The sequence below is a fragment of the Streptomyces gardneri genome (genome assembly GCF_006539185.1).
Classification (GTDB): domain Bacteria; phylum Actinomycetota; class Actinomycetes; order Streptomycetales; family Streptomycetaceae; genus Streptomyces; species Streptomyces gardneri.
Genome location: NZ_BJMN01000013.1, coordinates 93564 through 118894, shown reverse-complemented (window position 1 = coordinate 118894; position 25331 = coordinate 93564). Strand labels below are relative to the sequence as shown.

General features: G+C 71.6%; 24 protein-coding genes. 9 read left to right on the top strand and 15 right to left on the bottom strand.

Annotated elements, in window-relative coordinates; all coding sequences use genetic code 11:
* Positions 1-34: 34 nt before the first annotated feature.
* Positions 35-580 carry a DUF4396 domain-containing protein gene (locus SGA01_RS11490; protein WP_141296163.1) on the top strand — a complete coding sequence of 182 codons (546 nt, stop codon included), beginning with the start codon at positions 35-37 and terminating at the stop codon, positions 578-580.
* Between the two features lie 37 nt (positions 581-617).
* On the opposite strand, the gene SGA01_RS11485 is transcribed toward SGA01_RS11490, so the two are convergent.
* Complete coding sequence (locus SGA01_RS11485; RefSeq protein ID WP_141296160.1) at positions 618-1268, bottom strand: sulfite oxidase-like oxidoreductase; 651 nt, start codon at positions 1266-1268, stop codon at positions 618-620.
* 184 nt (positions 1269-1452) lie between these two features.
* Between SGA01_RS11485 and bfr the strand changes: the two genes are divergently transcribed.
* A complete protein-coding gene (gene bfr, locus SGA01_RS11480; RefSeq protein WP_024755581.1) occupies positions 1453-1929 on the top strand; it encodes a bacterioferritin in 477 nt (158 codons plus the stop codon).
* A gap of 21 nt (positions 1930-1950) precedes the next feature.
* Here bfr and SGA01_RS11475 read toward each other — a convergent pair whose 3' ends face one another.
* Positions 1951-2199 (bottom strand): (2Fe-2S)-binding protein, encoded by a 249-nt coding sequence (locus SGA01_RS11475; protein WP_141296157.1) that lies wholly within the window; start codon positions 2197-2199, stop codon positions 1951-1953.
* 134 nt (positions 2200-2333) lie between these two features.
* Positions 2334-3686, bottom strand: a complete 1353-nt coding sequence (locus tag SGA01_RS11470; RefSeq protein WP_055646367.1) for a class II 3-deoxy-7-phosphoheptulonate synthase — start codon at positions 3684-3686, stop codon at positions 2334-2336.
* 154 nt (positions 3687-3840) lie between these two features.
* On the opposite strand from SGA01_RS11470, the gene SGA01_RS11465 reads away from it, so the two are divergent.
* The 3 genes from SGA01_RS11465 (at position 3841) to SGA01_RS11455 (ending at position 8796) form a co-directional block, all read left to right on the top strand.
* The gene (locus SGA01_RS11465) at positions 3841-6639 is read left to right on the top strand and encodes an N-acetylmuramoyl-L-alanine amidase (protein ID WP_141296156.1); all 2799 of its coding nucleotides are present in this window, start codon (positions 3841-3843) and stop codon (positions 6637-6639) included.
* Positions 6640-6748: 109 nt separating this feature from the next.
* Complete coding sequence (locus SGA01_RS42825; protein WP_071892416.1) at positions 6749-6805, top strand: trp operon leader peptide; 57 nt, start codon at positions 6749-6751, stop codon at positions 6803-6805.
* 107 nt (positions 6806-6912) lie between these two features.
* Positions 6913-8796, top strand: a complete 1884-nt coding sequence (locus tag SGA01_RS11455) for an anthranilate synthase family protein (protein ID WP_174867271.1) — start codon at positions 6913-6915, stop codon at positions 8794-8796.
* Positions 8797-8817: 21 nt separating this feature from the next.
* Here the strand turns inward: SGA01_RS11455 and SGA01_RS11450 are convergent, their stop codons facing one another.
* The 4 genes from SGA01_RS11450 to SGA01_RS11435 all read right to left on the bottom strand — a co-directional run bounded on the left by SGA01_RS11450 (position 8818) and on the right by SGA01_RS11435 (position 12575).
* The gene (locus SGA01_RS11450) at positions 8818-9816 is read right to left on the bottom strand and encodes a 2-hydroxyacid dehydrogenase (RefSeq protein WP_141296153.1); all 999 of its coding nucleotides are present in this window, start codon (positions 9814-9816) and stop codon (positions 8818-8820) included.
* A gap of 80 nt (positions 9817-9896) precedes the next feature.
* Positions 9897-10583 carry a response regulator gene (locus tag SGA01_RS11445; RefSeq protein ID WP_141296150.1) on the bottom strand — a complete coding sequence of 229 codons (687 nt, stop codon included), beginning with the start codon at positions 10581-10583 and terminating at the stop codon, positions 9897-9899.
* Complete coding sequence (gene macS / locus SGA01_RS11440; protein ID WP_141296148.1) at positions 10580-11794, bottom strand: MacS family sensor histidine kinase; 1215 nt, start codon at positions 11792-11794, stop codon at positions 10580-10582. Before macS ends, SGA01_RS11445 begins: the two co-directional genes overlap by 4 nt.
* Before the next feature lie 49 nt (positions 11795-11843).
* A complete protein-coding gene (locus SGA01_RS11435) occupies positions 11844-12575 on the bottom strand; it encodes a lysophospholipid acyltransferase family protein (protein WP_055644018.1) in 732 nt (243 codons plus the stop codon).
* 187 nt (positions 12576-12762) lie between these two features.
* On the opposite strand from SGA01_RS11435, the gene SGA01_RS11430 reads away from it, so the two are divergent.
* Together SGA01_RS11430 and SGA01_RS11425 are read left to right on the top strand one after the other, a co-directional pair.
* Positions 12763-13545 carry an alpha/beta hydrolase gene (locus SGA01_RS11430; RefSeq protein WP_141296145.1) on the top strand — a complete coding sequence of 261 codons (783 nt, stop codon included), beginning with the start codon at positions 12763-12765 and terminating at the stop codon, positions 13543-13545.
* Positions 13538-14377 carry a hypothetical protein gene (locus SGA01_RS11425; protein ID WP_141296141.1) on the top strand — a complete coding sequence of 280 codons (840 nt, stop codon included), beginning with the start codon at positions 13538-13540 and terminating at the stop codon, positions 14375-14377. Before SGA01_RS11430 ends, SGA01_RS11425 begins: the two co-directional genes overlap by 8 nt.
* A 52-nt stretch (positions 14378-14429) precedes the next feature.
* Here the strand turns inward: SGA01_RS11425 and SGA01_RS11420 are convergent, their stop codons facing one another.
* From SGA01_RS11420 to SGA01_RS11395, 6 genes are all read right to left on the bottom strand, one after another.
* Positions 14430-15173, bottom strand: coding sequence for an endonuclease/exonuclease/phosphatase family protein (locus SGA01_RS11420; RefSeq protein ID WP_141296137.1), 744 nt, complete (start codon positions 15171-15173; stop codon positions 14430-14432).
* Positions 15174-15250: 77 nt separating this feature from the next.
* Entirely contained in the window at positions 15251-16192 is a 942-nt protein-coding gene (locus SGA01_RS11415; protein WP_141296134.1) for an ROK family glucokinase, read from the bottom strand.
* A 76-nt stretch (positions 16193-16268) separates the two neighbouring features.
* On the bottom strand, positions 16269-16745 hold the full coding sequence (locus tag SGA01_RS11410) for a DUF5304 domain-containing protein (protein WP_141296131.1): 477 nt from the start codon (positions 16743-16745) through the stop codon (positions 16269-16271).
* Positions 16746-16786: 41 nt separating this feature from the next.
* Positions 16787-17917: an ArsA family ATPase gene (locus SGA01_RS11405; protein WP_141296128.1), complete on the bottom strand. Its 1131-nt coding sequence runs from the start codon at positions 17915-17917 to the stop codon at positions 16787-16789.
* Between the two features lie 31 nt (positions 17918-17948).
* Positions 17949-18392, bottom strand: a complete 444-nt coding sequence (locus SGA01_RS11400) for an SRPBCC family protein (RefSeq protein WP_055644012.1) — start codon at positions 18390-18392, stop codon at positions 17949-17951.
* Positions 18393-18499: 107 nt separating this feature from the next.
* Entirely contained in the window at positions 18500-19267 is a 768-nt protein-coding gene (locus SGA01_RS11395) for a metallophosphoesterase family protein (protein ID WP_141296125.1), read from the bottom strand.
* Positions 19268-19521: 254 nt separating this feature from the next.
* On the opposite strand from SGA01_RS11395, the gene SGA01_RS11390 reads away from it, so the two are divergent.
* Positions 19522-21318 (top strand): AMP-dependent synthetase/ligase, encoded by a 1797-nt coding sequence (locus SGA01_RS11390; RefSeq protein ID WP_141296122.1) that lies wholly within the window; start codon positions 19522-19524, stop codon positions 21316-21318.
* Positions 21319-21403: 85 nt separating this feature from the next.
* On the opposite strand, the gene SGA01_RS11385 is transcribed toward SGA01_RS11390, so the two are convergent.
* The gene (locus tag SGA01_RS11385) at positions 21404-22546 is read right to left on the bottom strand and encodes a glycosyltransferase family 4 protein (protein ID WP_141296119.1); all 1143 of its coding nucleotides are present in this window, start codon (positions 22544-22546) and stop codon (positions 21404-21406) included.
* 86 nt (positions 22547-22632) lie between these two features.
* Here SGA01_RS11385 and SGA01_RS11380 point away from each other — a divergent pair, with 86 nt between their 5' ends.
* The gene (locus tag SGA01_RS11380) at positions 22633-23907 is read left to right on the top strand and encodes a glycosyltransferase 87 family protein (protein ID WP_141296116.1); all 1275 of its coding nucleotides are present in this window, start codon (positions 22633-22635) and stop codon (positions 23905-23907) included.
* Here the strand turns inward: SGA01_RS11380 and SGA01_RS11375 are convergent.
* Positions 23868-25241, bottom strand: a complete 1374-nt coding sequence (locus SGA01_RS11375) for an MATE family efflux transporter (RefSeq protein ID WP_141296113.1) — start codon at positions 25239-25241, stop codon at positions 23868-23870. The two genes, SGA01_RS11380 and SGA01_RS11375, sit on opposite strands and share 40 nt — an antisense overlap.
* Between the last annotated feature and the right edge of the window lie 90 nt (positions 25242-25331).

The window sequence follows — 25331 nt, the reverse complement described above, 5'->3', positions numbered from 1 at the left end:
CGGCAGGAACCGCTACCCGGCTTTGGGGGCACCGATGCAGCACGAAGCGCACGCCCATCACGACCACACCGCCCACGAGGGTCACGAAGGCCACGGCGGCCACACCGCTCACGAGGGCCACGGCCACCACCAGGCCGACGGCAAGGTCTCCTGGGGCATGGCCGCCAAGGCCACGCTGCACTGCCTCACCGGCTGCGCCATCGGCGAGATCCTCGGCATGGTCATCGGCACCGCGCTTGGCTGGGGCAACATGCAGACGATGATCCTCGCGATCATCCTGGCGTTCTTCTTCGGCTACGCGCTCACCCTGCGCGGCATCCTGTCCGCCGGCGTCGACTTCAGGACGGCCTTCAAGGTCGCGCTCGCCGCCGACACCCTCTCCATCGCCGTCATGGAGATCATCGACAACGGCGTCATCGCCCTCTGGCCGGGCGCCATGGACGCGCACCTCGACGAGCCGTTCTTCTGGATCGTGCTCGCCATCGCGCTCGCCGCGGCGTTCGTGATCACCACCCCGGTGAACAAGTGGATGATCGGCCGCGGCAAGGGCCACGCGGTGGTCCACCAGTACCACCACTGAACGAACCGGCCGAGACACTCCCCGGCGGTCCGGAGCGCTACAGCTCCGGGCCGTCCCCCGGTTCCTCCTGGTACGAGTAGCGCTGCTCCGTCCACGGGTCACCGAGGTTGTGGTAGCCGCGCTCCTCCCAGAAGCCCCGGCGGTCGGCCGCCATGTACTCCACGCCCCGGACCCACTTGGGCCCCTTCCAGGCGTACAGGTGCGGGACGACGAGCCGCAACGGGAAACCGTGCTCCGCGGTGAGCAGCTCGCCGCCCTTGTGGGTGGCGAAGATCGTGCGGTCGTCGGCGAAGTCGGCGAGCCGTATGTTGGCGCTGTAGCCGTACTCGGCCCAGACCATCACATGCGTGACCTGCGGCGCGGGCGGAGCCAGTTCGAGGATGGTCCGGGCGGGCACCCCACCCCATTCGGCCCCGAGCATGCTGAATTTCGTGACGCAGTGCAGATCGGCCACGACCGTGGAGAACGGCAGGGCCGAGAACTCCTCGTGGTTCCAGCACCGCTTGTCGCCGTCCGCCGTCGCGCCGAAGACGCGGAACTCCCAGCGGTCCGGCTTGAACTTGGGGACAGGCCCGTAGTGGGTGACCGGCCAGCCGCGCTGCAGCCGCTGACCCGGCGGAAGATCCGGCGAACGATCCGCCTCCCCCGCTTCCCCTTCCCGGCGTTCTCCGCTCTCCGGCTGACCCATGTCATCCATGGTGACAGACGGCGAGGGGTGGTCATGACCAGTCAACCTCGCACCCGTGCAGGATTCGGGCAACTCCCACTAAGCCTGCACTTACTGGACGCCCCCCATTCGGGGTGCGAGGATGCGGCCATCCTGCCCAGTGACGGCACAGACACGCAACGTGGAAGTGGAAGGAGCCTCTGCGATGCAGGGCGACCCCGAGGTCCTCGAGTTTCTCAACGAGCAGCTGACCGGCGAGCTGACGGCCATCAACCAGTACTGGCTGCACTATCGCATCCAGGACAACAAGGGGTGGACGAAGCTCGCCAAGTACACCCGCGAAGAGTCCATCGATGAGATGAAGCACGCGGACAAGATCACCGAGCGCATCCTGATGCTCGACGGTCTGCCGAACTACCAGCGGCTCTTCCACGTCCGGGTCGGGCAGACGATCACCGAGATGTTCCAGGCGGACCGCCAGGTCGAGGTGGAGGCGATCGACCGCCTCAAGCGCGGGATCGAGGTCATGCGCGCCAAGGGGGACATCACGTCCGCCAACCTCTTCGAGGAGATCCTCGCCGACGAGGAGCACCACATCGACTACCTGGACACGCAGCTGGAGCTGATCGAGTCCCTGGGCGAGGCGCTCTACATCTCGACCCTGATCGAGCAGCCGAGCTAGCGGACCCGAGCCGGCGGACCCCTAGGCGGCTTCGTCGAGCTCCGTGAAGGTCTCAGCGACCAGGGCCGGCATGCCCTGGTCCAGGAGCTCGCGGCGAGGGCAGTTGCCGCGCCCGAGGATGGCCTGGATGCGACGGACGCAGGAACCGCAGTCAGTTCCGGCCTTGCAGGCCGAGGCGATCTGGCGCGGCGTGCAGGCGCCCGCGTCCGCGTGCTCCTTGACCTGCTTCTCCGTGACACCGAAGCATGAGCAGACGTACACGCGGTTCACCTCCCGCCGAGATCGATAAGGCTAACCTAACCTTACCCGGCGGACCTGAGCCTCAAAAGCCCTGGCTACGACGATGGGGCGCGGATCACATGGATCCGCGCCCCATCGTCGTAGGTACCTACCGACTGATCACGTCACTGGTCGCGGTACATCTCCGCCACCAGGAACGCCAGGTCGAGCGACTGGCTCCGGTTGAGGCGCGGGTCGCAGGCCGTCTCGTAGCGCTGGTGCAGGTCGTCGACGAAGATCTCGTCGCCGCCGCCCACGCACTCGGTGACGTCGTCACCGGTGAGCTCGACGTGGATGCCGCCCGGGTGGGTGCCGAGCGCCTTGTGGACCTCGAAGAAGCCCTTGACCTCGTCGAGCACGTCGTCGAAACGGCGCGTCTTGTGGCCGGAGGCGGCTTCGAAGGTGTTGCCGTGCATCGGGTCGGTGACCCAGGCGACGACCGCGCCCGAGGCGGTGACCTTCTCGACGAGCTCGGGGAGCTTGTCGCGGACCTTGTCGGCGCCCATGCGGACGATGAAGGTCAGCCGGCCCGGCTCGCGGTCCGGGTCGAGGCGGTCGACGTACGTCAGCGCCTCGTCCACCGTGGTGGTCGGGCCGAGCTTGATGCCGATCGGGTTGGCGATCTGCGAGCAGAACTCGATGTGCGCGTGGTCGAGCTGGCGGGTGCGCTCACCGATCCAGACCATGTGGCCGGAGGTGTCGTACAGCCTGCCGGTGCGCGAGTCCGTACGGGTCAGGGCGCCTTCGTAGTCGAGCAGCAGCGCCTCGTGGGAGGCGTAGAACTCGACGGCCTTGAACTCGGCCGGGTCGGTGCCACAGGCCTTCATGAAGTTCAGCGCGTTGTCGATCTCCCGCGCCAGCTGCTCGTAGCGCTGGCCCGAGGGGGACGACTTCACGAAGTCCTGGTTCCAGGCGTGCACCTGGCGCAGGTCGGCGTAGCCACCGGTGGTGAAGGCGCGCACCAGGTTGAGCGTGGAGGCGGAGGCGTTGTACATCCGCTTCAGGCGCTCGGGGTCCGGGATGCGGGACTTCTCGTCGAAGCCGAAGCCGTTGACCGAGTCGCCCCGGTACGTCGGCAGGGTCACGCCGTCACGGGTCTCGGTCCCCTTGGAGCGGGGCTTCGAGTACTGGCCGGCGATGCGGCCGACCTTCACCACGGGCACGGAGGCCGCGTAGGTGAGGACGGCGCTCATCTGGAGCAGCGTCTTGAGCTTGGCCCGGATGTGGTCGGCGGACACGGCGTCGAAGGCCTCGGCGCAGTCGCCGCCCTGGAGGAGGAACGCCTCGCCACGGGCGACGGCTCCCATCCGGGCGCGCAGCTGGTCACACTCGCCGGCGAAGACGAGCGGAGGATAGGACTCGAGGTCCGCGATCACATCGCGCAGAGCCTCGGCATCGGGGTACTCGGGCTGCTGCGCCGCGGGCAGGTCTCGCCAGGTCGCCTTGGCGACGGCGTGGGTATCAGCGTTCACGGTCACGCACACCACAGTACGGGGTTCCAGGCCCCGTCTCGGCCCCCTGCCCAGTGACTGAGACGCGCGCCCGAAATGTCCGTCGACGAACTTCAAGCCTTCGGGTGGTGTTACCCTCTGGCCCGTTTCACTAGTTGACAGTCGAATCACAGGGGTGGGCGTGACCCAGAGTCACCGCAGGGACCGTAAGAAGAAACGCCTTATGTACGGAGCGGCGGCCGCGGTCGTCGCCACCGCCACGCTCGGCACGATCGCGGTCGCGTCCCCGGGCCTCCTCGGCGCGACGGGCGACGCCAAGGCTGCTGCCGGTGACGTTTCCCTCCAGTCGCAGTTCGCAAACGCGGCGCGTGAGTTCGACGTGCCGCAGAGCGTGCTGATGGCGGTGTCGTACCGCCAGACGCGGTGGGAGTCGCACGACGGGCTGCCGAGCACGACCGGCGCGTACAACGTCATGGGTCTGACGGACGTCGACCCGGAGGACGTCGAGCAGCACGACGACAAGGAGCGGCTCGCCCACCTCAACGCGAGCGGCAAGGCCGAGATCGAGAAGACCTTCGACAAGGCCAAGGCCCTGGCGGCGCTGCCGAAGGAGACCGTCGACACCGACGACCCGCGGCTGCACACCCTGGACAAGGCGGCCGAGCTGATCGACAGCTCCGCCGAGGCCGTCAAGGACGACACCGCCGCCTCGATCCGCGCCGGTGCCGCGCTGCTCGCCGAGTACCAGAAGCAGGCCGGCGCCGAGCTGTCCGAGGACCCGGCCGACTGGTACCCGGCCGTGGCCCGCTACAGCCAGTCCCCCGACAGGAAGGGCGCCGACCTCTTCGCGGAGCGCGTCTTCGAGTCGATCAAGACGGGTGAGCGCGCGCTCACGACCGAGGGCCAGCCGGTCACCCTGCCGGCCGCGCCCGAAGTGGAGCCCGCCAAGCCGTCGAACGTGCCGCTGGCCGCGAGCTTCGCGAGCACCACGGCGACCCCGACGCCCGAGTGCCCGCCGACCGGCCTGGTGTGCGACTTCCGCCCGGCCGAGGTCCCGAGCACCGGGCAGCGGAACTACACGCTCGCCAACCGGGCCAAGGACACCCAGCTGGACGTCCGCCGGATCGTGATCCACGACACCGAGGGCAGCTACGAAGGCACCATCGCGACCTTCCAGAGCGCGACGGCCAAGGGCAGCGCCCACTACCTGGTCCGCGCGAGCGACGGTCTGGTCACCCAGATGGTCGAGAACAAGAACATCGCGTGGCACGCGGGCAACTGGACCGACAACATGCACGCCATCGGCGTGGAGCACGAGGGCTACGCCATCAAGGCGGGCAACTGGTACACCGAGCCCCAGTACGAGTCCTCCGCCAAGCTCGTGAAGTTCCTCGCGGCCCAGTACGGGATCCCGCTGGACCGTGAGCACGTCATCGGCCACGACGAGGTCCCGGGCCACGTCAACGCCAAGGTCTCGGGCATGCACTGGGACGCCGGTCCGTTCTGGGACTGGAACCACTACATGTCCCTGCTCGGCGCCCCGACCGGTGCCGGCGGCGCCGGCGGTCTGCTTCAGGCCGGCCAGCTGGTCCGCGTCGTCCCGCCGTACACCTCGGCGAACCAGCCGACGATCACCTACGGCGGCAGCACCGTCCCCGCCCAGCCGGCCAACTTCGGCTACCTCTACACGGGGCCCTCGACCACGACGCCGATCAAGGACGCGTACATCCCCAACGTCCTGTGGAGCGACGGACCGAACTGGGGCAACAAGGTCCGCGCGGGCGGCACCTACGTGGTGACGGCCGTCCAGACCAACTGGACGCAGATCTGGTACGGCGGCCAGAAGGCCTGGTTCTACAACCCGGGCGGCCAGTACACGTCCGTCGTCAAGGACAGCACGCAGCGGGTCCTGAAGGCCGCACCCGGCAAGACCCCACTGATCTACGGCCGCGCCTTCCCCGAGAAGGCCGCGTACCCCGGCACCAACGGTGTCACCGCCCCCACGGACAACCCCAACTACCTGTCGCTGTACGCCTTCGGCGACGGCGGCGCGTACGTGAAGGCCGGCCCGGCGGTCAAGGGCGACGACTACTTCGGCTCCGCCCAGACGAACGTCGTCGGCACCGACATGTACATCCCGATCCGCTACAACCACCGCATGGCGTGGGTGAAGGCCTCGGACGTCGTCGAGTCCGCCCCGGCCCCGGCGGTGAACGCCACCAACCGCTACAACGTCCTCGCCCGTGACGCCTCCGGTGTCCTCTGGCAGTACCAGGGCACCGGCAACGCCTCCGCGCCGTTCCTGAACCGGTACCGGGTCGGGCCCGGGTGGCAGGCCTACAACGCCGTCACTCCCATGACCGCTCTCCGTGCCGACGGCACCGGTGACGCCGTGGCCCGGGACGCCTCCGGTGTCCTCTGGTACTACCAGGGCAGCGGCAACCCGGCCGCGCCGTTCAAGGCGCGGCTGCGGACCGGTGGCGGCTGGGGCGTCTACGACAAGATCATCGCCGTCCGGGACGTGACCAACGACGGCAAGCCCGACCTGATCGCCCGTGAGAAGTCGGGTGTCCTGTGGCTGTACAAGGGCACCGGCACCCCGGCCACTCCGTTCGCCACCCGCATCCGGGTCGGCGGCGGCTGGCAGACCTACAACGCGATCGTCAGCACCGGCGACCTGTCCGGCGACGGCAAGGCCGACCTCATCGGCCGCGACGCCTCCGGTGTCCTGTGGTCGTACAAGGGCACGGGCAGCTCCACCACGCCGTTCGCCACGCGGTACCGGGTCGGCGGCGGCTGGGGTGCGTACAACAGCATCGTCGGTCCGAGCGACCTGAGCACCGACGGCAAGGGCGACCTCATCGCCCGCGACTCCTCCGGCACCCTCTGGTCGTACAAGGGCACCGGCAGCCTCACCGCGCCGTTCGCCACGCGCGTGAACGTCGGCCCCGGCTGGCAGATATACAACCTGATCTTCTGATCGGGTAGTTCGCCCAGAGCAGGCTCGGGGCCCGGCTCGCACCGTCCACGGTGCGGACCGGGCCCCGTTTCCGTGGCCCCTCGGCTTCCCGCTGGGTTACAGTGCTCGCATGTTCGCGCCGCAGATCCAGAACTGGTGGTGGACCGCTCATCCGGCGGCCCACTGATCGCGCGTACACCGAACGACACGCGAAGGCCGCCCGAGGGCGGCCTTTTCTCGTACCCGGGGCCGCTCCTCCTCTCCGTACTCCTCCCGGAAGGAACGACACGCCCCATGGACTCCCTGGACCTCTCCCGTCTCCTGGACGACTCCTGCCCGCCCTTCGCCCTGCTGCGCAGGCGCACCCCCGGTCGTGACCACGACACCGTGGAGGTGCTGATCGGCCGGGTCCACGAGGCCGAACGGCTCGCCGAGCTCCCCGTGGGCCCGCTGCCGACGCTCGCGCTCGTGCCCTTCCGGCAGATCCGGGAGCGCGGCTTCGACGTGCGGGACGACGGCACCCCGCTCTCCGTGCTCGTCGCCGAGGAGTCGTACGAGCTGCCGCTCGACGAGGCGCTCACCCGGCTGCCCGCGCACGACGTGACGGTCGAGGGCGGCGCGTTCGACGTCTCGGACGAGGAGTACGCCGGGACCGTGCGCCGGGTCATCGAGGAGGAGATCGGCTCCGGCGAGGGCGCGAACTTCGTCATCCGGCGGACGTACACGGGTGAGATTCCCGGCTTCGGGCGGGCCGACGCGCTCGCCCTGTTCCGGCGGCTCCTCGCGGGCGAACGGGGCGCCTACTGGACCTTCGTCGTGCACACCGGCGACCGGACGCTCGTCGGGGCGAGCCCCGAGGTGCACGTGCGGATGTCGGGCGGCACGGTCGTGATGAACCCGATCAGCGGCACGTACCGCTACCCGGCCGGGGCCGCCCCGACCGCCGAGGACCTGCTGACCTTCCTCGCCGACCGCAAGGAGACCGAGGAGCTCTCCATGGTGGTGGACGAGGAGCTCAAGATGATGTGCACGGTGGGCGACATGGGCGGGGTCGTGATCGGGCCGCGGCTCAAGGAGATGGCCCATCTCGCGCACACCGAGTACGAGTTGCGCGGGCGCTCCTCGCTCGACGTGCGGGAGGTGCTGCGGGAGACGATGTTCGCGGCGACCGTGACGGGCTCGCCGGTGCAGAACGCCTGCCGGGTGATCGAGCGTCACGAGACCGGCGGGCGCGGCTACTACGCGGGCGCGCTCGCCCTGCTCGGTACGGACGAGAACGGGGCGCAGATGCTGGACTCGCCCATCCTCATCCGTACCGCCGACATCGACGCGGCCGGGCGGCTGCGGGTGCCCGTCGGGGCGACCCTCGTCCGGCACTCGGACCCGGCCGGCGAGGTGGCCGAGACGCACGCCAAGGCGGCCGGGGTGCTGACCGCGCTCGGGGTGCGGGAGGGCCGGCCGACGGACGGCCCGTCGGCTCCGGCGCCCGCGCGTCTCGCCGACGATCCGCGCGTGCGGGCCGCCCTGGACGCGCGGCGGGCCGATCTCGCGCCGTTCTGGCTGCGGATGCAGGTCAAGTCGGCGGAGCTGTCGGGTCACGCGCTGGTGATCGACGCCGAGGACACGTTCACGGCGATGCTCGCGCACGTCCTGCGCTCCTCGGGCCTCGAGGTGTCGGTGCTCCGCTACGACGAGCCGGGGCTGCGGGAGCTGGCCCTCGCCCACGAGGGGCCGGTGGTGCTCGGTCCCGGCCCCGGGAACCCCTCGGACGCCGCCGACCCTAAGATGCGCTTCCTGCGCGGTCTGACGGCCGAGCTGGTGCGGGACCACCGGCACGGTCTGCTCGGGGTGTGCCTGGGGCACGAGCTGATCGCCGCCGAGCTGGGCCTGGAGATCGTCCGCAAGCGGACCCCGTTCCAGGGGGCCCAGTTGCGGATCGACCTCTTCGGGCAGGAGCAGACGGTCGGCTTCTACAACAGCTTCACGGCCCGCTGCGACGACCGGACGGCGACGGAGCTGGCCCTGCACCGGATCGAGGTCAGCCGCGACCCGGAGACCGACGAGGTGCACGCGCTGCGCGGGCCGGGCTTCGCGGGCGTGCAGTTCCACCCGGAGTCGGTGCTCACGCTGGACGGGGCCACCCTGACGGCCTCGCTGCTTGCGGGAGTGCTCGTCTAGAACGGCTTCAGGCCTCAGGCCTCAAGAAGCCCGCGGGACCAGGACGTTCTCGCTGCGCCGGCCTGCGGTGTAGTCGAGGACGTTCCGGACCGTGGTGTCGATGATCTGGGTGACGGCGTCGACCGTGTAGTACGCCTGGTGGGAGGTGACCACCACGTTCGGGAAGGTGACCAGGCGGGCCAGGGTGTCGTCCTCGACGGCCTCCAGGGACTTGTCGAGGAAGAAGAGCCCGGCCTCCGCCTCGTAGACGTCGAGCCCGACCCCGGCGAAGCGGCCCTTCCTGAGCTCGGCGACGAGGGCCTCCGTGTCGACGAGGCCGCCTCGGCTGGAGTTCACCAGGATCGCGTCGTCCTTCATGGCCCGGAGGGCGGCGGCGTCGATGATGCGCTGAGTGGACGGGAGGAGCGGTACGTGGAGGCTGAGGAGGTCGGCCTCGGCGAAGATCCGCTCCTTCTCGACGTACGTCATGCCGAGCTCGACGCACGCGGGGTTCTCGGCGACGTCCCAGCCGAGCAGGTTCATGCCGAAGCCGTGGGCGATCCGGGTGAAGGCCTCGCCGATCTTGCCGGTGCCGAGGACGCCGACGGTACGGCCCCGGAGGTCGCGGCCCATCAGCCCGTCGAGGCGGAAGTCGAAGTCACGGGTGCGGTTGGAGGCGCGGACGATCCGGCGGTTGACGGTCATCGCGAGCGTCCAGGCGAACTCGGCGACGGAGTAAGGCGAGTAGTACGAGACGCGGGCGACGGTGAGACCGAGCCGCTCGGCGACCTCCAGGTCGATGTTGTTGAAGCCCGTGGAGCGCTGGGCGATCATCTGCGTGCCGCCGGCGGCGAGGGTCTGCAGGACCCTGTGGTCGAGGATGGCGTTGACGCTGGTGGAGATGACCTCGTAGCCCGCCGCGATCGGCGCGGTGTCCTCGGTGAGGAAGACGCCCAGGCAGCGGACGTCGTGGTGCCCTTCGAAGGCCTTCTCGATCATGGGCTTCTCGTCCGCCTGCACGCCGAATGCCAGGATTTCCACGAGTTTCCCCCATAAGCGGTGAAGGGCCGGATATGCGCGGTCCTCGCGAATATACGGCCCCTCACGTCACCGCGCCCGGCCTACGCGTCGTCGAGACCGCGCTCGATGGCGTACCGGACGAGCTCCACCCGGTTGTGCAGCTGGAGCTTGCCGAGCGTGTTCTGGACGTGGTTCTGGACGGTGCGGTGCGAGATCACCAGACGCTCGGCGATCTGCTTGTAGCTGAGCCCCTTGGCGACGAGCCGCAGGACCTCGGTCTCGCGCTCGGTCAGCTGCGGGGCCTTCGGCTCGTCGGCGCCGGCCGCCGGGGCGGGCTCGGAGGCCAGCCGGCGGTACTCGCCGAGGACCAGGCCGGCGAGGCCCGGGGTGAAGACGGGGTCGCCGACGGCCGTCCGCCGCACGGCGTCGATCAGCTCCTCCGTACTGGCCGACTTGAGGAGGTAGCCGGTGGCACCGGACTTGACCGCCTCCAGGACGTCGGCGTGCTCGCCGCTCGCCGACAGGACCAGGACCCGCAGCGCGGGGTGCGCGCCGACGAGCTCCTTGCAGACCTGGACGCCCGGCTTGACCGGCAGGTTCAGGTCCAGGACGAGGACCTCGGGGTCGACCGCCGTGGCCCGGCGTACGGCCTGCTCGCCGTCGCCCGCCGTGGCGACCACGTCGAAGCCCGCCTCCGCGAGGTCGCGGGCGACCGCGTCCCGCCACATCGGATGGTCGTCGACGACCATCACCCTGATCCGCTGCCGCTCGGCCTGCTGCTCGCTCATCTTTCCTGTCCTGCCTTCCCCCGAGGGACCTTCAACTCGACTTCCGTGCCCTGCCCGGGGACCGAGATCAGCTCGGCCGAGCCGCCCAGGTCCCGCAGTCTGCCCCGGATGGAGAGGGCGACCCCCATCCGGCCCTCGCCCCAGGCCTCCGCGAGGCGGCCCTCCGGGATGCCGGGGCCGTCGTCCCGGACGGTGACGATCACCTCGTCCGTCCAGTCCTCGACCAGGATCCAGGCCTGGGCCTCCTCCCCCGCGTGCACCCGGACGTTGTCCAGGGCGGCGCCGACGGCGGCGGCCAGCTCGCGGGCTGCGGGCGGCGGCAGCATGACCGGGGCGCCCGGCTCGGAGAGGGTGACCTTCGCCCCGGCCCGCGGAGCGAGCAGGAGGCGCAGGTCGACGGGGGTGTCGTCGTCCGGCTCGTCGTCCACGTCGACGACCCGGACCACGGCCCCCTCGGACTCGTCCTCCGAGACCAGGCTGGGCCGGGTGAGACCGCCCGCGACGAGCGTACGGAGCGCCACCTCCTGCTCCCCCGCCATCCTGGCGATCTCGGCGGCCTCGCCGCCCATCGCCGTGCCGCGCCGCTGCACCATCGCGAGGACCTGGAGGACGCTGTCGTGGATGTCCCGGGCTAGCCGCTCCCGCTCCCGGGTCGCGGCCTCGATCTCCAGGGCGCGGGCGAGGGTGCGCTCGGAGGCGCGGGCCACCTCGACGACGTATCCGATGGCGATGGAGGCCACCCAGACGAGGAGCACGTTGTGGAGGGTGTCCCGGCTGGGGTGACCGCGCTCGACGAGGTTGGCGACGGCGACCAGGGAGGAGGCGACCCCGGCCCAGCGCCAGCCGCCCTTGATGGCGAACGCGAGGACGGAGCCGGCGGTCCATATCGTCGGCAGGGTCGCGTGGTCGACCGACTGGGCCTGGGCGTCGGCGAGCGGGGTGAGGAGGATGCCGACGAGGGCGATGGTGAGGTCGACGCCGAGGAAGCGCTTGGTGCAGCTGGCCGCGTTCGCCACCTTGGGGAGGGTCGCGAGGGTCCAGACGCACATGACCGCCAGATAGGCGACGGCGATCCAGGGCCGCTCGTACTGCTGCCGCCCGAAGGCGAAGAGCAGGACGGCGTAGATCATCGTCAGGACGCGGTAGCCGGTCAGCGCACGCCACAGCGGCTGCTCGACCGACATGCGCACGACACGCTCGCGCTTGGCCATCTCCCCCACCCCCCGAACACCCCCAGGGGGCGCCCAACCGCCGGACCGCTTACGCGCCGGACTCTTCCCGCGCCGCGATCTCGGCCTTGACGGCCTCCTTGGCCGCCTTCTCCGCGTCCGCGATCTGTCGCTTGGCGGCCGTCGCGTAGATGTCGACGTACTCCTGGCCGGACAGCTTCATGATCTCGTACATGACCTCGTCGGTCACCGAGCGGAGGATGAAGCGGTCCCCCTCCATGCCCTGGTAGCGGGTGAAGTCCAGCGGCTTGCCGATCCGGATGCCCGGGCGCATCAGCTTGGGGACGACCTTGCCGGGCGGCTGGATCTTCTCCGTGTCGATCATGGCGACCGGGATCACGGGCGCGCCGGTGGCCAGGGCCACCCGCGCCAGACCGCCGGGCTTGCCGCGGTAGAGCCGGCCGTCGGGCGAGCGGGTGCCCTCGGGGTAGATCCCGAAGAGCCCGCCCTTCTCGACGACCTCGATACCGGCCTTGATCGCCGCCTCGCCGGCGCCGCGGGCACCCGAGCGGTCGACCGGAAGCTGGCCGACGCCCTTGAAGAAGGCGGCGGTGAGCTTGCCCTTGACGCCCGGCGAGGTGAAGTACTCGGCCTTGGCGATGAAGGTGACCTTGCGGTCCAGGACGGCGGGGAGGAAGAAGGAGTCCGAGAAGGAGAGGTGGTTGCTCGCCAGGATCGCGGGACCCTCGGCCGGAATGTTCTCCAATCCCTCGACCCAGGGCCGGAAGGCAAGCTTCAGGGACCCTCCGATGGAGAACTTCATTGCGCCGTAGATCAACTCGCCATGCCTTCCGTGTGCCGTCGCGACGACTTTATCCCGTACCTGCCCACGGCCCCCGCTGCGGCCCTGGTCGGTGTCGGTCCGGTCGCGTACCGTGAAGGTCCTTCCCCATTTTCCGTCGCTTCGGCGCACCCGCAGCGCCGAAGTCGCAACCGAACAGGAGACCCCGGTGCCGGTCCTTCCCGGAGCCGAGCCGTACCGCCACGAAGGCGGAGAGGTCGGCGTCCTTCTCTGTCACGGATTCACCGGTTCCCCGCAGTCGATGCGCCCGTGGGCCGAGTATCTGGCCGCCCGCGGACTCACCGTGTCGCTGCCGCTGCTGCCGGGCCACGGCACCCGCTGGGAGGACATGCAGCTCACCACCTGGCGCGACTGGTACGCGGAGGTGGACCGGGCCCTGCGCGAGCTCCTGGAGCGGTGCGAGACCGTCTTCGTCTTCGGTCTCTCGATGGGCGGCGCGCTCTCGCTGCGGCTGGCCGCGCAGCACGGGGACGCCGTGCGGGGCCTCGTCCTCGTCAACCCGGGCAACAAGGTGCACGGCCTGGCGGCGCACGCGCTGCCGGTCGCCCGGCACTTCGTCCGCACGACGAGCGGCATCGCCAGCGACATCGCCAAGGAGGGCGTGGCGGAGATCGGCTACGACCGGGTCCCGCTGCACGCCGCGCACTCGCTGCGCCAGTTCTTCCGCACGGTGGACGCGGAGCTCCCGCAGGTCACGCAGCCGCTGATCGTGCTGCACAGCCCGCAGGACCACGTGGTGCCGCCGGCCGACTCGGCGCGGGTCCTCAGCCGGGTGTCCTCGACGGACGTGAAGGAGATCCTGCTGGAACAGAGCTACCACGTCGCGACGTTGGACCATGACGCGGAGCGGATCTTCGAGGAGAGCTGGGCGTTCGTCGAGCGTCTCGCCCCGAGTCCGGTCGACGGGAAGAGGAGCAGCAGCGGTGGCTGATCAGCAGGACGGCGGCGAGCGGGAGCCGCAGCCCATCGACGAGGAGGCGGCCTGGGCCGCGATCGTCGCCGGGTACGGGGACGAGCCCGCGGATCCCCCGGGGGCGAGGCCGTTCCGGCCGATCGAGAACCTCGCGCTGCCCGAGCCGGAGGACGAGCCCGCGAAGCCGGACACCAGGACCGAGCCGGGCCCGGGAACCACGTCCGGTACGGGTACGGGGCCGGGGACCACATCCGGTACGGGGTCGGGGTCGGGGACCACATCCGGTACGGGGTCGGGGTCGGGGTCCGCGTCCGGAGCCACGTCGGGCGGTACCGGTTCCGGTACCGGCGCCGGTTCCGGTACGGGCGCCTCTTCCGGTAGCGATACGGGCTCCGCGTCCGACGGCGAGCCGGGGGCGACCGGGCCGACCGGGGCCGACGGCGAGCTCTCGGCCGATCCCGACCGGAGGCCGGAGGCCGGCGCGGAGAAGCCCGCGCTGGGCAGCTCCGTCGTCTTCGCGCCCGGGGTGCGCCCGAGCGGCCCGCGGGACTACTCCCCGGCCGAGCCGGAGCAGGGCCCGGACGGTGCCGAGGAGGGACACTTCGTCCCGCCGGAGCCCCCGCCGCTCCCGGAGGCGGACGCGACGACCAAGTTCGCCTGGCTGGGCGTGATCGGCGGCCCGGTGCTGATGCTGGTGGCCGTCCTGTTCCAGTGGGACATGACCTGGTGGCTGACGACGCTCTGCGTGGGCGGCTTCCTGGGCGGCTTCGCGACCCTGGTGGCGCGCATGAAGCACGACGACGACGATGACGACGGCTTCGGCGACCCGGGCCGCGGGGCCGTCGTGTAGCTCACCGCCCGCGCCCCGCCCCGCCTCCCCCGTCCGACGGAGGACTCCCGCCCTACGAGGCGGGCACACGGACCGCCGCCAGTACCGGCAGGTGGTCCGTGGCCGTTCTCAGGTCCTCGGGGTCGAGGTGGGGTGGGACCCCGCAGCCGAGGAACTCGACGCCCGGGGTGGCCAGGATCGCGTCGATGCGCTGGTGCGGGTCGGCCGGGGTCGAGGTGTGCTCGCCGCCCCAGGGGCTGACCGCCCAGCCGTCCCGGAGCTCCGCCGCGAGCCGGGTGAAGGCGGGACCGCCGGGCCGTTCGTTGAGGTCTCCGGCCACGAGGGTGTGCGGGGTGCCCAGCGCGGCGACCCGGTCGAGGACCATCCCGGCCTGCGCGTACCGCTCGTCCTTCCGCAGGCTCAGATGGCAGCTGATCAGTCCGATCCTGGCCCCGGCGAAGCGGACGACGGCCGTTGCGAGGCCGCGGCGGTGCAGGCCCGGGGTGAGTGGCAGCAGCACGTCCTCGGTGCGTTCCACGGTGGCCCGCAGGGAGCAGAGGAGCATCGGCCCGGCCGCGGTGGCACCGCCGCTCAGCATGACGAGCTCGCTCTTGGCTGCGAGCCGGGCCGCGTGCTTGCGCCAGCGGAAGAAACGCGGGGCCTCCTGGACGAAGACGAGGTCCGGGGCGCAGGCGCGGATCACCCGGGCGAGGGCGTCCTCGTCGTCGCGCATCGAGCGGACGTTGTAGCTCAGCACCCGGAGGACGGCCGAACCGTCCGCCTCGGTGCGGGAGTTGGGCAGCTCACTGATCGCCATGCCGGTCAACATACGACGACCGCCCGCCGTGTCCGAGAGGACGCGGCGGGCGGTCGTCGTATGCCTTCGTACGTGTGTCAGCCTTGGCGGGCCAGATCGGCCGCGCCGACCAGGCCGGCCTTGTTGCCGAGCTGGGCCGCGAGGACCTGCGCGTGCGGGCGCCACTGGCCGCCGATCAGCCAGCGCCGGAAGGACTTCCGGATCGGGTCGAGGACGAGGTCGCCCTCGTCCGAGACGCCGCCGCCGACGATGAACGCCGAGGGGTCGAAGAGCGAGGCCAGGTCCGCGAGACCGGCGCCCGCCCAGCGGGCCAGCTCGCGGAAGGAGTCGACGGCGACCGGGTCGCCGGCGCGGGCGGCCTGGCTGACGTGCTTGCCCTCGATGCCCTCGGGGGTGCCGTCGCCGAGGCCCAGCAGGACCGCGGCGCGCTCCGGGGTGGCGTTGGCGCGCTGCTTGGCGTACCGGACGAGCGCACGCCCGGAGGCGTACTGCTCCCAGCAGCCCTGGCTGCCGCAGCCGCACAGCAGGCCGTCCGGGACGACCCGGATGTGGCCGAACTCGGCGGCCACGCCGAAGCGTCCGCGGCGCAGCTTGTTGCCGATGATGATGCCGCCGCCGAGGCCGGTGCCGAGGGTGATGCAGATGACGTCCTCGTGGCCCTGGCCGGCGCCGAACTTGTACTCGCCCCAGGCCGCCGCGTTGGCGTCGTTCTCGACGACGACGGGGAGGCCGACGCGCTGCTCGACCTTGTCCTTCAGCGGCTCGTGCCGCCAGTCGATGTTCGGCGCGAAGAGGACGGTGGCGCGCTTGTCGTCGACGTAGCCCGCGGCACCGATGCCCACGGCCTCGATCGAGTGTCCCTTGCCCGCCTCGGAGACGGCGGCGCTGATCGCGTCGACGATTCCCTCGGGGGTCGGCGGGGTGGGCACCTTGTGCGTGTCGAGGATCTTGCCCTCCTCGTCGACCACGCCGGCCGCGATCTTGGTGCCGCCGATGTCGACGCCGATGGTGAGTCCCATGTGTCCCTCAGTATTCGGTCGAGCCCCGCTACGGCCCACCGTACCCGAGGGGAGGGCTCGTCCCGATCAGTCCCGATCAGTCGAGGTCGATGTGCTGGCCCGTTCCGGGCCCTTCGTCGTCGCGGCGCGGCTCGTCCCCGCCGTCCTCGCCGTCCCGGTCGCCGCGGGTGTCGGCCTCGCGGCGCGGGTCGTCCTCGGCGACGGTCCCGCCGCGGGTCCAGCGGGTCTCGTGGCTCTCGACGGCGGAGCGGTAGGCGGCGAGCAGCTCGTTCCCGGCGGCGGCGAGGTGGTCGAAGACCTGCGGGTTGCGCTCGATGACGGGCTCGACGGCGGCCTTCGCCTGGTTGACGAACTGCTGGACGGTCTGCCCGCCGAGACCGCCGAGCAGCGGCCCGCCGAGTCCCCCGGCGACCTTGTCGGCGACGGCGTCGAAGAGCTTGCGGAGTTCCTCGGCGGCCGAGCCGGGCTCGGCGCCGCGCTCCGCGCGGCGGCGGGCCTTCTCCGCCTCCAGGTCCTCGGCGCACGCCTTGGCCCAGGCATCCGAATCGCTCATGGCGTACTCCTCAGTGGCTGGTACTTCGACGGTACACGCCCTCAGGGGGTCCGTGGCCAGAGTCCCGGGTCGGGGGTGAAGCGCACCCTGAGGTCCCCTTCGACGAGCCCGGCGCCGGTCACGGTGCAGCGGCGCAGGGCGGGCGGCAGGGGCAGATGGCGGCGGAACGGTCCGACGGTCAGGAGCAGTTCGTCGCCGCGGCGGACGAGGGCGAGCTCCTCCTTGACGGCGCCGGGCAGCGCGATGTGCCAGACGAGGACGCCGTCCTCCTCCCTGCGGTCCTCGACCTGGGGGCCGGGTGCGGGGGCGGGGGCGGCGGCGGGCGGGACGGGCGCCAGGAGGGCGAGGTCCTCGGCGCCGCGGGGGTCGCGGCCGAGGTGCGGCAGCTCGTGCACGACGCCCGCGGCGGTACGGAGCTCCGCCAGGTGCCGGTGCTGCTGGGCGGTGAGCCCGGCGAGCCAGGGGTCCTCGGAGTCGGCGGGGAGCAGCCGGTTGGCGACGACGGCGTCGAGGGCGAGGCCCTGGAGGGCGAGGCCGAGCCGGGCGGTGCGCAGGGCGCGGACGGCGGCGGGTCCGGGTTCGAGGACGAGCCGGACGCGGGTGGTGGGGGCGTCGGCGACGGCCTGGGCGGCGGCAAGCTCGGTCTCCCAGCGGGCGGTGGTCTCGTACAGCCACTGCGCGGGCATGGGGACCCCGGCGAGCTGGGCGAGCATCGGGCGCAGCGCGCGGGCGGCCTGCCGTTCGGGGGGCAGGAGGCGGCGCAGATAGCGGCGGAGCTGCTCGGGCAGGGCGAGGAGGGCGAGGGCCTCGGGGAGCGGGGGCAGGTCGACGACGGCGAGGTCGTGCTCGCCGTGGGCGGCGTCGCGCAGGGCCCTCAGCAGGGCGAACTGGCGGCTGCCGGGGAGCTCGGTGAGCTCGGCGTCCTCGAAGGGCGCGGCGCCGAGGAGGTCGAGGGCGGCGCCGGAGCGGGCCTGGAGTGCGAGGAACTCGCGTCGGAAATCCTCGGCGGGGTCGGGGCGCAGGATGCTCAGGCCGTCCCCGGCGAGCCGGGGGTCGGCCTCCTCGGAGACGAGGAGGACCCGGCGGCCCGTACGCGCCTCGGCCAGGGCGGTCGCGGCGGCGACGGTGGTGCGTCCGGCGCCGCCGAGGCCGGTGACAAGGATGATCCGCATGCGGAGGACGTTACCGCCGCCCTCCGGGGCATCACACGCCGGATTCGACGCGCTTCTTCAGGCCGGCCAGGGCGCGGTCGATGATGACCTTCTCGGCCTTGCGCTTGATCATGCCGAGCATGGGGATCTTGACGTCGACGGTCAGCTGGTACGTGACCTCGGTGCGGGTGCCGCCGCCGAGCGCGGCGAGCCGGTAGGAGCCGTCGAGGGAGCGGAGCATCTGGGACTTGACCAGGGTCCAGCTGACCTCGTCGGCGCCGGTCCAGGTGTACGCCAGGGTGTGGTCGTCCTTGATGGCGCCGGCGTCGAGGAGCAGCCGGACCTTCTCCGCGCGGCCGGAGGCGTCCTTCTCCAGGACCTCGGCCTCCTTCACCTCGCCCGTCCACTCGGGGTAGCGGGCGAAGTCGGCGATCACACCCATGACGTCGGCCGGCGCCGCCTCGATCGTGATGCTGGAGCTGGTGTGTTCGGCCATCGCGGTGGCTCCTCCACTGTGCGGTCCGGCGAGAACTCGAAGGAAAACAAGGGCACAAACGTACAGATGTGCCGACGGAAGGCTATCGCGCCGCGACTGGGCGCCTGTCACCACTCCAGGGCGAAGGGCCTGCCGGCCGAGGCGAAGTGGCCGACGTTCACACACTCGGTCGCGGCGATCCGCATCCGCCGGGCGAGCGGCTGGTGGACGTGACCGAAGAGGGCGTAGCGGGGCCGGGTGCGCCGGATCGCGTCGAGCAGCGCGCGGCTGCCGCGCTCGAAGCGGCGGGCCACCGTGTCGTACGTCAGCTCCGGCACGTCCGGCGGGATGTGGGAGCAGAGGACGTCGACGTCCCCGAGGGCCTCGACCTTGGCCGCGTACTCCTCGTCCGAGATCTCGTACGGGGTGCGCATCGGGGTGCACAGTCCGCCGCCGACGAAGCCGAAGGTGAGGCCGCCGAGCTCGACGCGCTGCCCGTCGAGGACGGTCGTGCCGGGTCCGGCGTACTCGGGCCAGAGCCGGGGGATGTCGACGTTCCCGTAGGTGGCGTAGGTGGGGGTGGGGAAGGCGGCGAAGAGCTCGGCGTACTGGCGGCGCACGGCGGCCTCGATGGCGGTTTCGCGGTCGACGTCCAGCTCGGCCCAGAGGCGGCGGCCCAGGTCACGGGCCTCGTCGAAGCGGCGGGCGGTGCGCAGTTCCACGAGCCGGTCGGCGTTCTCGACGCCGAAGAGGTCGGGGAAGATCCCGCGGCTGTGGTCGGCGTAGTCGAGGAAGAGGACCAGGTCCCCCAGGCATATGAGGGCGTCGGCGCCCTCCCCCGCCTTGGCGAGGTCTTCGGCGTTGCCGTGCACGTCACTGACCACATGGACTCGCATGAGCCCACCTTAGGGGGTGTCACCTGCGGTTACTTCCGAGTCGGGAAACCCGTGGATTACTGTGCGCACAGCACCGTCATGCATGTGTGACGCACGGAACATCTGGCCGGGACCCCCTATCGGAACCAACTACTGATGGGTAACGTCCGGTCGGTCCAGTCGTGCTCACCCCCACTGAGCACCTGCCCGATCATGGACCACACCGGTGCATCACACAGAGCCGTGGCGCCGGCGCCCGATGAGGAGCAGCAGTCTTGCGCGAGTTCAGCCTTCCGGCCCTGTACGAGGTCCCCACGGACGGCAATCTGACCGATCTCATCCGCCGCAACGCCTCCCGGCATCCAGACGTCGCCGTGATGGGTCGCAAGGTCGACGGCGTCTGGACGGACGTCACGGCCACGCAGTTCCTCGCGGAGGTCCGCGGGGTCGCCAAGGGGCTGATCGCCTCGGGCGTCGAGGCGGGCGACCGGGTCGCGCTGCTGTCCCGTACGCGCTACGAGTGGGTGCTGCTCGACTTCGCGATCTGGAGCGCGGGCGGCGTGACCGTGCCGGTCTACGAGACGAGCTCGGCGGAGCAGATCCAGTGGATCCTCGGCGACTCGGGCGCCTCGCTGGCGCTCGTGGAGAGCGCGGCCCACGAGGCGTCGGTGGAGTCCGTCCGGGCGGAGCTCCCGGACCTCAAGGGCGTCCGGCAGATCGACGCCGGCGCGGTCGAGAGCTTGACCGCCGAGGGCACGGACGTCTCCGACGAGCTGCTCGACGCGCGGATGTCGGCGGCGAACGCCGACGACCCGGCCACGATCGTCTACACCTCGGGCACGACCGGCCGCCCCAAGGGCTGCGTCCTGTCCCACCGGGCCTTCTTCGCCGAGTGCGGCAACATCGTGGAGCGGCTGAAGCCCCTCTTCCGTACCGGCGAGTGCTCGGTGCTCCTCTTCCTGCCGGCCGCGCACGTCTTCGGGCGGCTCGTCGAGGTCGCGTCCGTCATGGCGCCGATCCGGCTCGGCTGCGTCCCGGACATCAAGCACCTCACCGACGAGCTGGCCTCCTTCCGGCCGACGCTGATCCTGGGTGTGCCGCGGGTCTTCGAGAAGGTCTACAACTCGGCTCGGGCCAAGGCGCAGGCCGACGGCAAGGGCAAGATCTTCGACAAGGCCGCGCACACGGCGATCGCGTACAGCCGGGCCATCGGGACCCCCGAGGGCCCGTCCTTCGGCCTCAAGCTCAAGCACAAGGTCTTCGACAAGCTGGTCTTCAGCAAGCTGCGAGCGGTCCTCGGCGGGCGCGGCGAGTACGCGATCTCGGGCGGCGCGCCGCTGGGCGAGCGGCTCGGCCACTTCTTCCGGGGCATCGGCTTCACGGTCCTGGAGGGCTACGGCCTGACGGAGTCGTGCGCGGCGACCGCGTTCAACCCGTGGGACCGGCAGAAGATCGGCACGGTCGGGCAGCCGCTGCCGGGCTCCGTGGTGCGGATCGCCGACGACGGCGAGGTGCTGCTGCACGGCGAGCACATCTTCTCGCGGTACTGGAACAACGAGGCGGCGACGGCCGAGGCGCTGGCCGACGGCTGGTTCCACACGGGCGACATCGGCACGCTCGACGAGGACGGCTACCTCGCGATCACGGGCCGCAAGAAGGAGATCCTGGTGACGGCGGGCGGCAAGAACGTCGCCCCGGCGGTCATCGAGGACCGCATCCGTGCGCACGCGCTGGTCGCGGAGTGCATGGTGGTCGGCGACGGACGCCCGTTCGTGGGCGCGCTCGTCACCCTGGACGAGGAGTTCCTCGGCCGCTGGGCGTCCGACCACGGCAAGCCGGCCGGCTCCTCGGCGGCCTCCCTGAGCGAGGACGCCGACCTCCTGGCGGAGGTCCAGCGCGCGATCGACGACGGCAACGCCGCGGTCTCCAAGGCCGAGTCGGTCCGCAAGTTCCGGGTGCTCCCGGCCCAGTTCACGGAGGAGGCGGGCCACATCACCCCGTCCCTGAAGCTGAAGCGCAATGTCGTGGCGCGGGACTTCGCGGACGAGATCGAGGCGATCTACCAGGGCTGAGCCCGGTCGGTCGTACGCACACGACGGAGAGGGGCCCCGGGCGGTTGTCCGCCCGGGGCCCCTCTCCGTACTCCGTACCGCCGTGTCAGAGCAGCTCCCTGAGCCGCTCCGCGAGGAGGTCCCAGCGCCACTTCTCCTCGACCCAGGCCCGCCCGCGCTCGCCCATGCGGGCGCGGAGTTCGGGGTCGAGGAGGAGCGTGGCGACGCGGTCGGCGGTCTCCTCGGCGGAGTCGCCGCGGACGACCCAGCCGGTCTCGCCGTCGAGGACGGCGTCGGGGGCGCCGCCGGAGTCGCCGGCGACGACCGGGAGGCCGGTGGCCGAGGCCTCCAGGTAGACGATGCCGAGGCCCTCGACGTCGAGGCCGCCGCGGCGGGTGCGGCAGGGCATCGCGAAGACGTCGCCGGCCCCGTAGTGGGCGGGGAGTTCGGCCCAGGGGACGGCGCCGGTGAAGCGCACGGATCCGGCCACGCCGGTCTCGTCGGCGAGGCGGCGCAGGTCCTTCTCGTACGGTCCGCCGCCGACGATCAGGAGGACCGCGTCCGGCACTCGGCGCAGGATCGCGGGCAGGGACCGGATCAGGGTGTCCTGGCCCTTGCGCGGGACGAGCCGGGAGACGCAGACGACGACGGGCCGGTCGCTGAGCCCGAGGCGGGCGCGGACCTCGGCGCCGCCCGAGTCGGGGTGGAACGTCTTCTCGTCCACACCCGGCGGGAGCTGCACCATCCGCGCGGCGGCGGCGGGCGTGAGGGCCTCCGCGATCCGGGAGCGGGTGTACTCGCCGAGGTACGTGAGGGTGTCCGTGCCCTCGCCGATCCGCCGCAGGAGCTGTCGGGCGGCGGGCAGCTGGGCCCAGCCCGCCTCGTGTCCGTGGGTGGTGGCGACGAGCCGCTTCGCGCCCGCCCGACGCAGCGCCGGGGCCATCAGGCCGAGCGGCGCGGCGGCGCCGAACCACACGGACCGGCAGCCGTGCTCGCGCAGCAGGGCGGTGGCGCGGGCGGTGACCCGGGGTGTGGGCAACAGCATGGTGGTGCGATCGCGGACAACCGTGAAAGGCTGTTCGGCGTCAAACAGAGCGGTCGCTTCGACCCCTTCGCGGCTTCGCTTCCATGTGGAGGCGTAGACCACGATCTGCTCGGGGTCGAGGCGCAGCGCCATGTTGTGCAGGAACGCCTGGATTCCGCCGGGTCGCGGCGGGAAGTCGTTGGTTACGATCAGGGTCTTGTCCATCGTGGCCGACAGTACGCGATGGCACTCACCGCCCGGCACCACCACTCACCGCGTGAGCGGACCGACAGGACAAGGACGATTCAGCGATGACGGGCGGGGCAGTGAAGAACGGTTCACTCACGAGTCTGCGGCTTCCGCTCTCTCTCTGGGCTCTCACCAGGGTCATCCTGCTGATCTGTGTCTTCAAGGTCGTGGTCGTCCCCGGGCCGGACATCACCTTCGACGTCTCGAACATCTACCAGGGCTGGTACGAGGTCCTGCGGACGGGCACGTACCCGCTGGACGACGTCACGTGGCAGTACCCGCCGGCCGCGGCCTTCCCGATCCTCGCGCCCGGGCTGCTGCCGTTCCTCGACTACGCGTCGGCCTTCTTCGTCCTCGCCTTCCTCTGCGACGCGTTCGTCTTCGGGCTGCTCGTGCGCACGGGCCGCCGCGCGGGCCGGAGGCTCGACGGTGCCTGGATGTGGCTCGCCGGCGTCCCGCTGCTCGGTCCGACCGCGTACGCCCGGTACGACGTGATGGTGACCGCCGTCGCGGTGGCGGGGCTGCTCGCGGCCGGCCGGAGCCCGCGCGTCCTCGGCGCCCTCGCCGGCTTCGGCGCGGTCCTGAAGGTGTGGCCCGCGCTGATCCTGGTGGGCACCGCCAAGGGCCGCGCGACCTTCCGCGCCTGGTCGACGGCGGCGGGCGCGGCGGCCGCCGTCCTGCTGCTGTGCGTGCTGTGGATGCCGGGGGCGCTGGCCTTCCTCTCCTTCCAGCGCGACCGGGGCACCGAGGTCGAGTCGCTGGGCGCGATGGTCTTCCACGTCGTCCGGCACTTCGGCTGGGAGGGCGAGGCGCGGATGAACTACGGCTCGATCGAGTTCCTCGGCCCGTACGTCTCCGCGGTCTCCACCGCCGCGCTCGCGCTCACCATCGCCGCCTTCGGCTGGCTGCTGCTGTGGCGGATCCGCTCCCGCCGCTTCGTCTCGTCGACGGTGGCGGACGCGGCCTTCGTGGCCGTACTGCTGTTCACGGTGACGAGCCGGGTGCTCTCCCCCCAGTACATGCTGTGGCTGGTCGGTCTGGGCGCGGTCTGCCTGGCCTACCGGTCGAGCCGGATGCGGGTCCCCGTGTACCTGGTGATCTGGGCGACGGCGGTGACGCATTTCGAGTTCCCGGTGTGGTTCTCGCACGTGACGCGGAGCGATCCGCTGGGCATCGCGGTGCTGTTCACGCGGAACGGCATGCTGATCGCCGCCGCGCTGATCGCCTGCCGGATCCTGTGGCGCCAGACGGTGACCGAGCCTCGTCTCACCGAGGTCGCCATCCCCGCGCAGGCGGTTCAGCCGGAGCGCGAGAAGGCCCTGTCCGGCTCCTTCTGAGAGCCGGTGCCGCGGCGGTGCAGCAGGCCGAGGGCCGCGCACTGCACGGCCATGGCGAGGGCCATGGCCACACAGATCCCGGCGAGCCCGAGTCCTGACAGGGCGTAGGCGAGCGGCAGTTGGACGAGGACGCCGGCGATGGTGATCCGGGCGAGGTACGGACCGGCCCCACTGCCCTCGAAGACCCCGGCGACCCCGATGAAGCAGGCCATGAGCAGCAGGTAGGGGCCGAGGCAGCGCAGGAAGAGCGCGCCCGCCTCCGCCACCGCCGGCTCGGCGCCGAAGGCCCGCATGACCGGTCCGGCGCCGAGGAGCAGCAGTACGGCGGCGGTCGCGCCGAGGACTGCGGCGAGGACGAGGGCCTGCCGCGCGACGGCCTGCCGCTCCTCGTTCCCCTTGTTCCCCTCGCCGCCGGCCCGCTGGGGGGCGGCGGGTGTCCCCAGGGCGCCGAGGAGGTGCGCCGTGTGGATCGCGGCGGCCTGCCGGACGGCGTAGAAGGCCATCGTCGCGACGTACATGGCCTTGGTGGCGATGCCGTAGGCGGCGGTCTCGGTGACGCCGAGCCGGGCGACGACCGAGACGAGCGCGAGCGCTCCGGTCATCCGGACGGTGAAGTCCACGGACATGGGCAGCCCGGTGGTGGCGGTACGGCGCAGGGCGGCGGCGGTCGACAGGGCGGGCCGGGTGGTGCGCGCCGCCTTGAGCAGGGCGGTGCGGCGCAGGACGAGCAGCCCTGCGGCGAGGGCGACGGTCCGGCCGATGACGGTGGCGAGGGCGGCGCCCGCCACTCCGTGGGCGTGGATGAGCAGCGGGTCGAGGACGAGGATCAGTCCGTTGGCGAGGAAGGCGAGCCGCATGGGGGTGCGGGTGTCTCCGGCGCCCTTGAGGATTCCGTCGAGGACGTTCGTGGCGAAGAAGACGGCCGTGCCGGGGAGCGAGATCGCGAAGTAGGCGGTGGCCAGGGCGTGGGCGGGATGGCCCGGGCCGCCGAGGAGCAGGGCGGCGAGCGGTTCGCGCAGCAGGTATCCGCCGAGCGCGACGGGCGGCACGAGCAGCGCGCAGAGGGCGGTGCCGCCGCGGACGGCGGCGCGGACGCCGCCCGGGTCGCCGGCTCCCCGGGCGCGGGCGACGAGCACGGTGGTGCCGGATCCGGCGAGGAGCACGACGCCGAGGAGGAGGTTCTCGACGTTGGTGGCGACGGCGACGGCGGCGACCGCGTCCGCGCCGAGCCGGGCGACCCAGACCATGTTGATGACGCCCGCGGCGACTCCGGCGAGGAGTTCGAAGTACACCGGGCGGGCGAGCCGGACGAGTGTGCGGCGGTGTTCGGACATGCGAAAGAGTCCCCCCTCTTTTCGATGTACCTCGAATAGAGGCACCTCGAAAAGAGGTAGCATGGCGGCCGGTCCCACGACAAGCGCGAA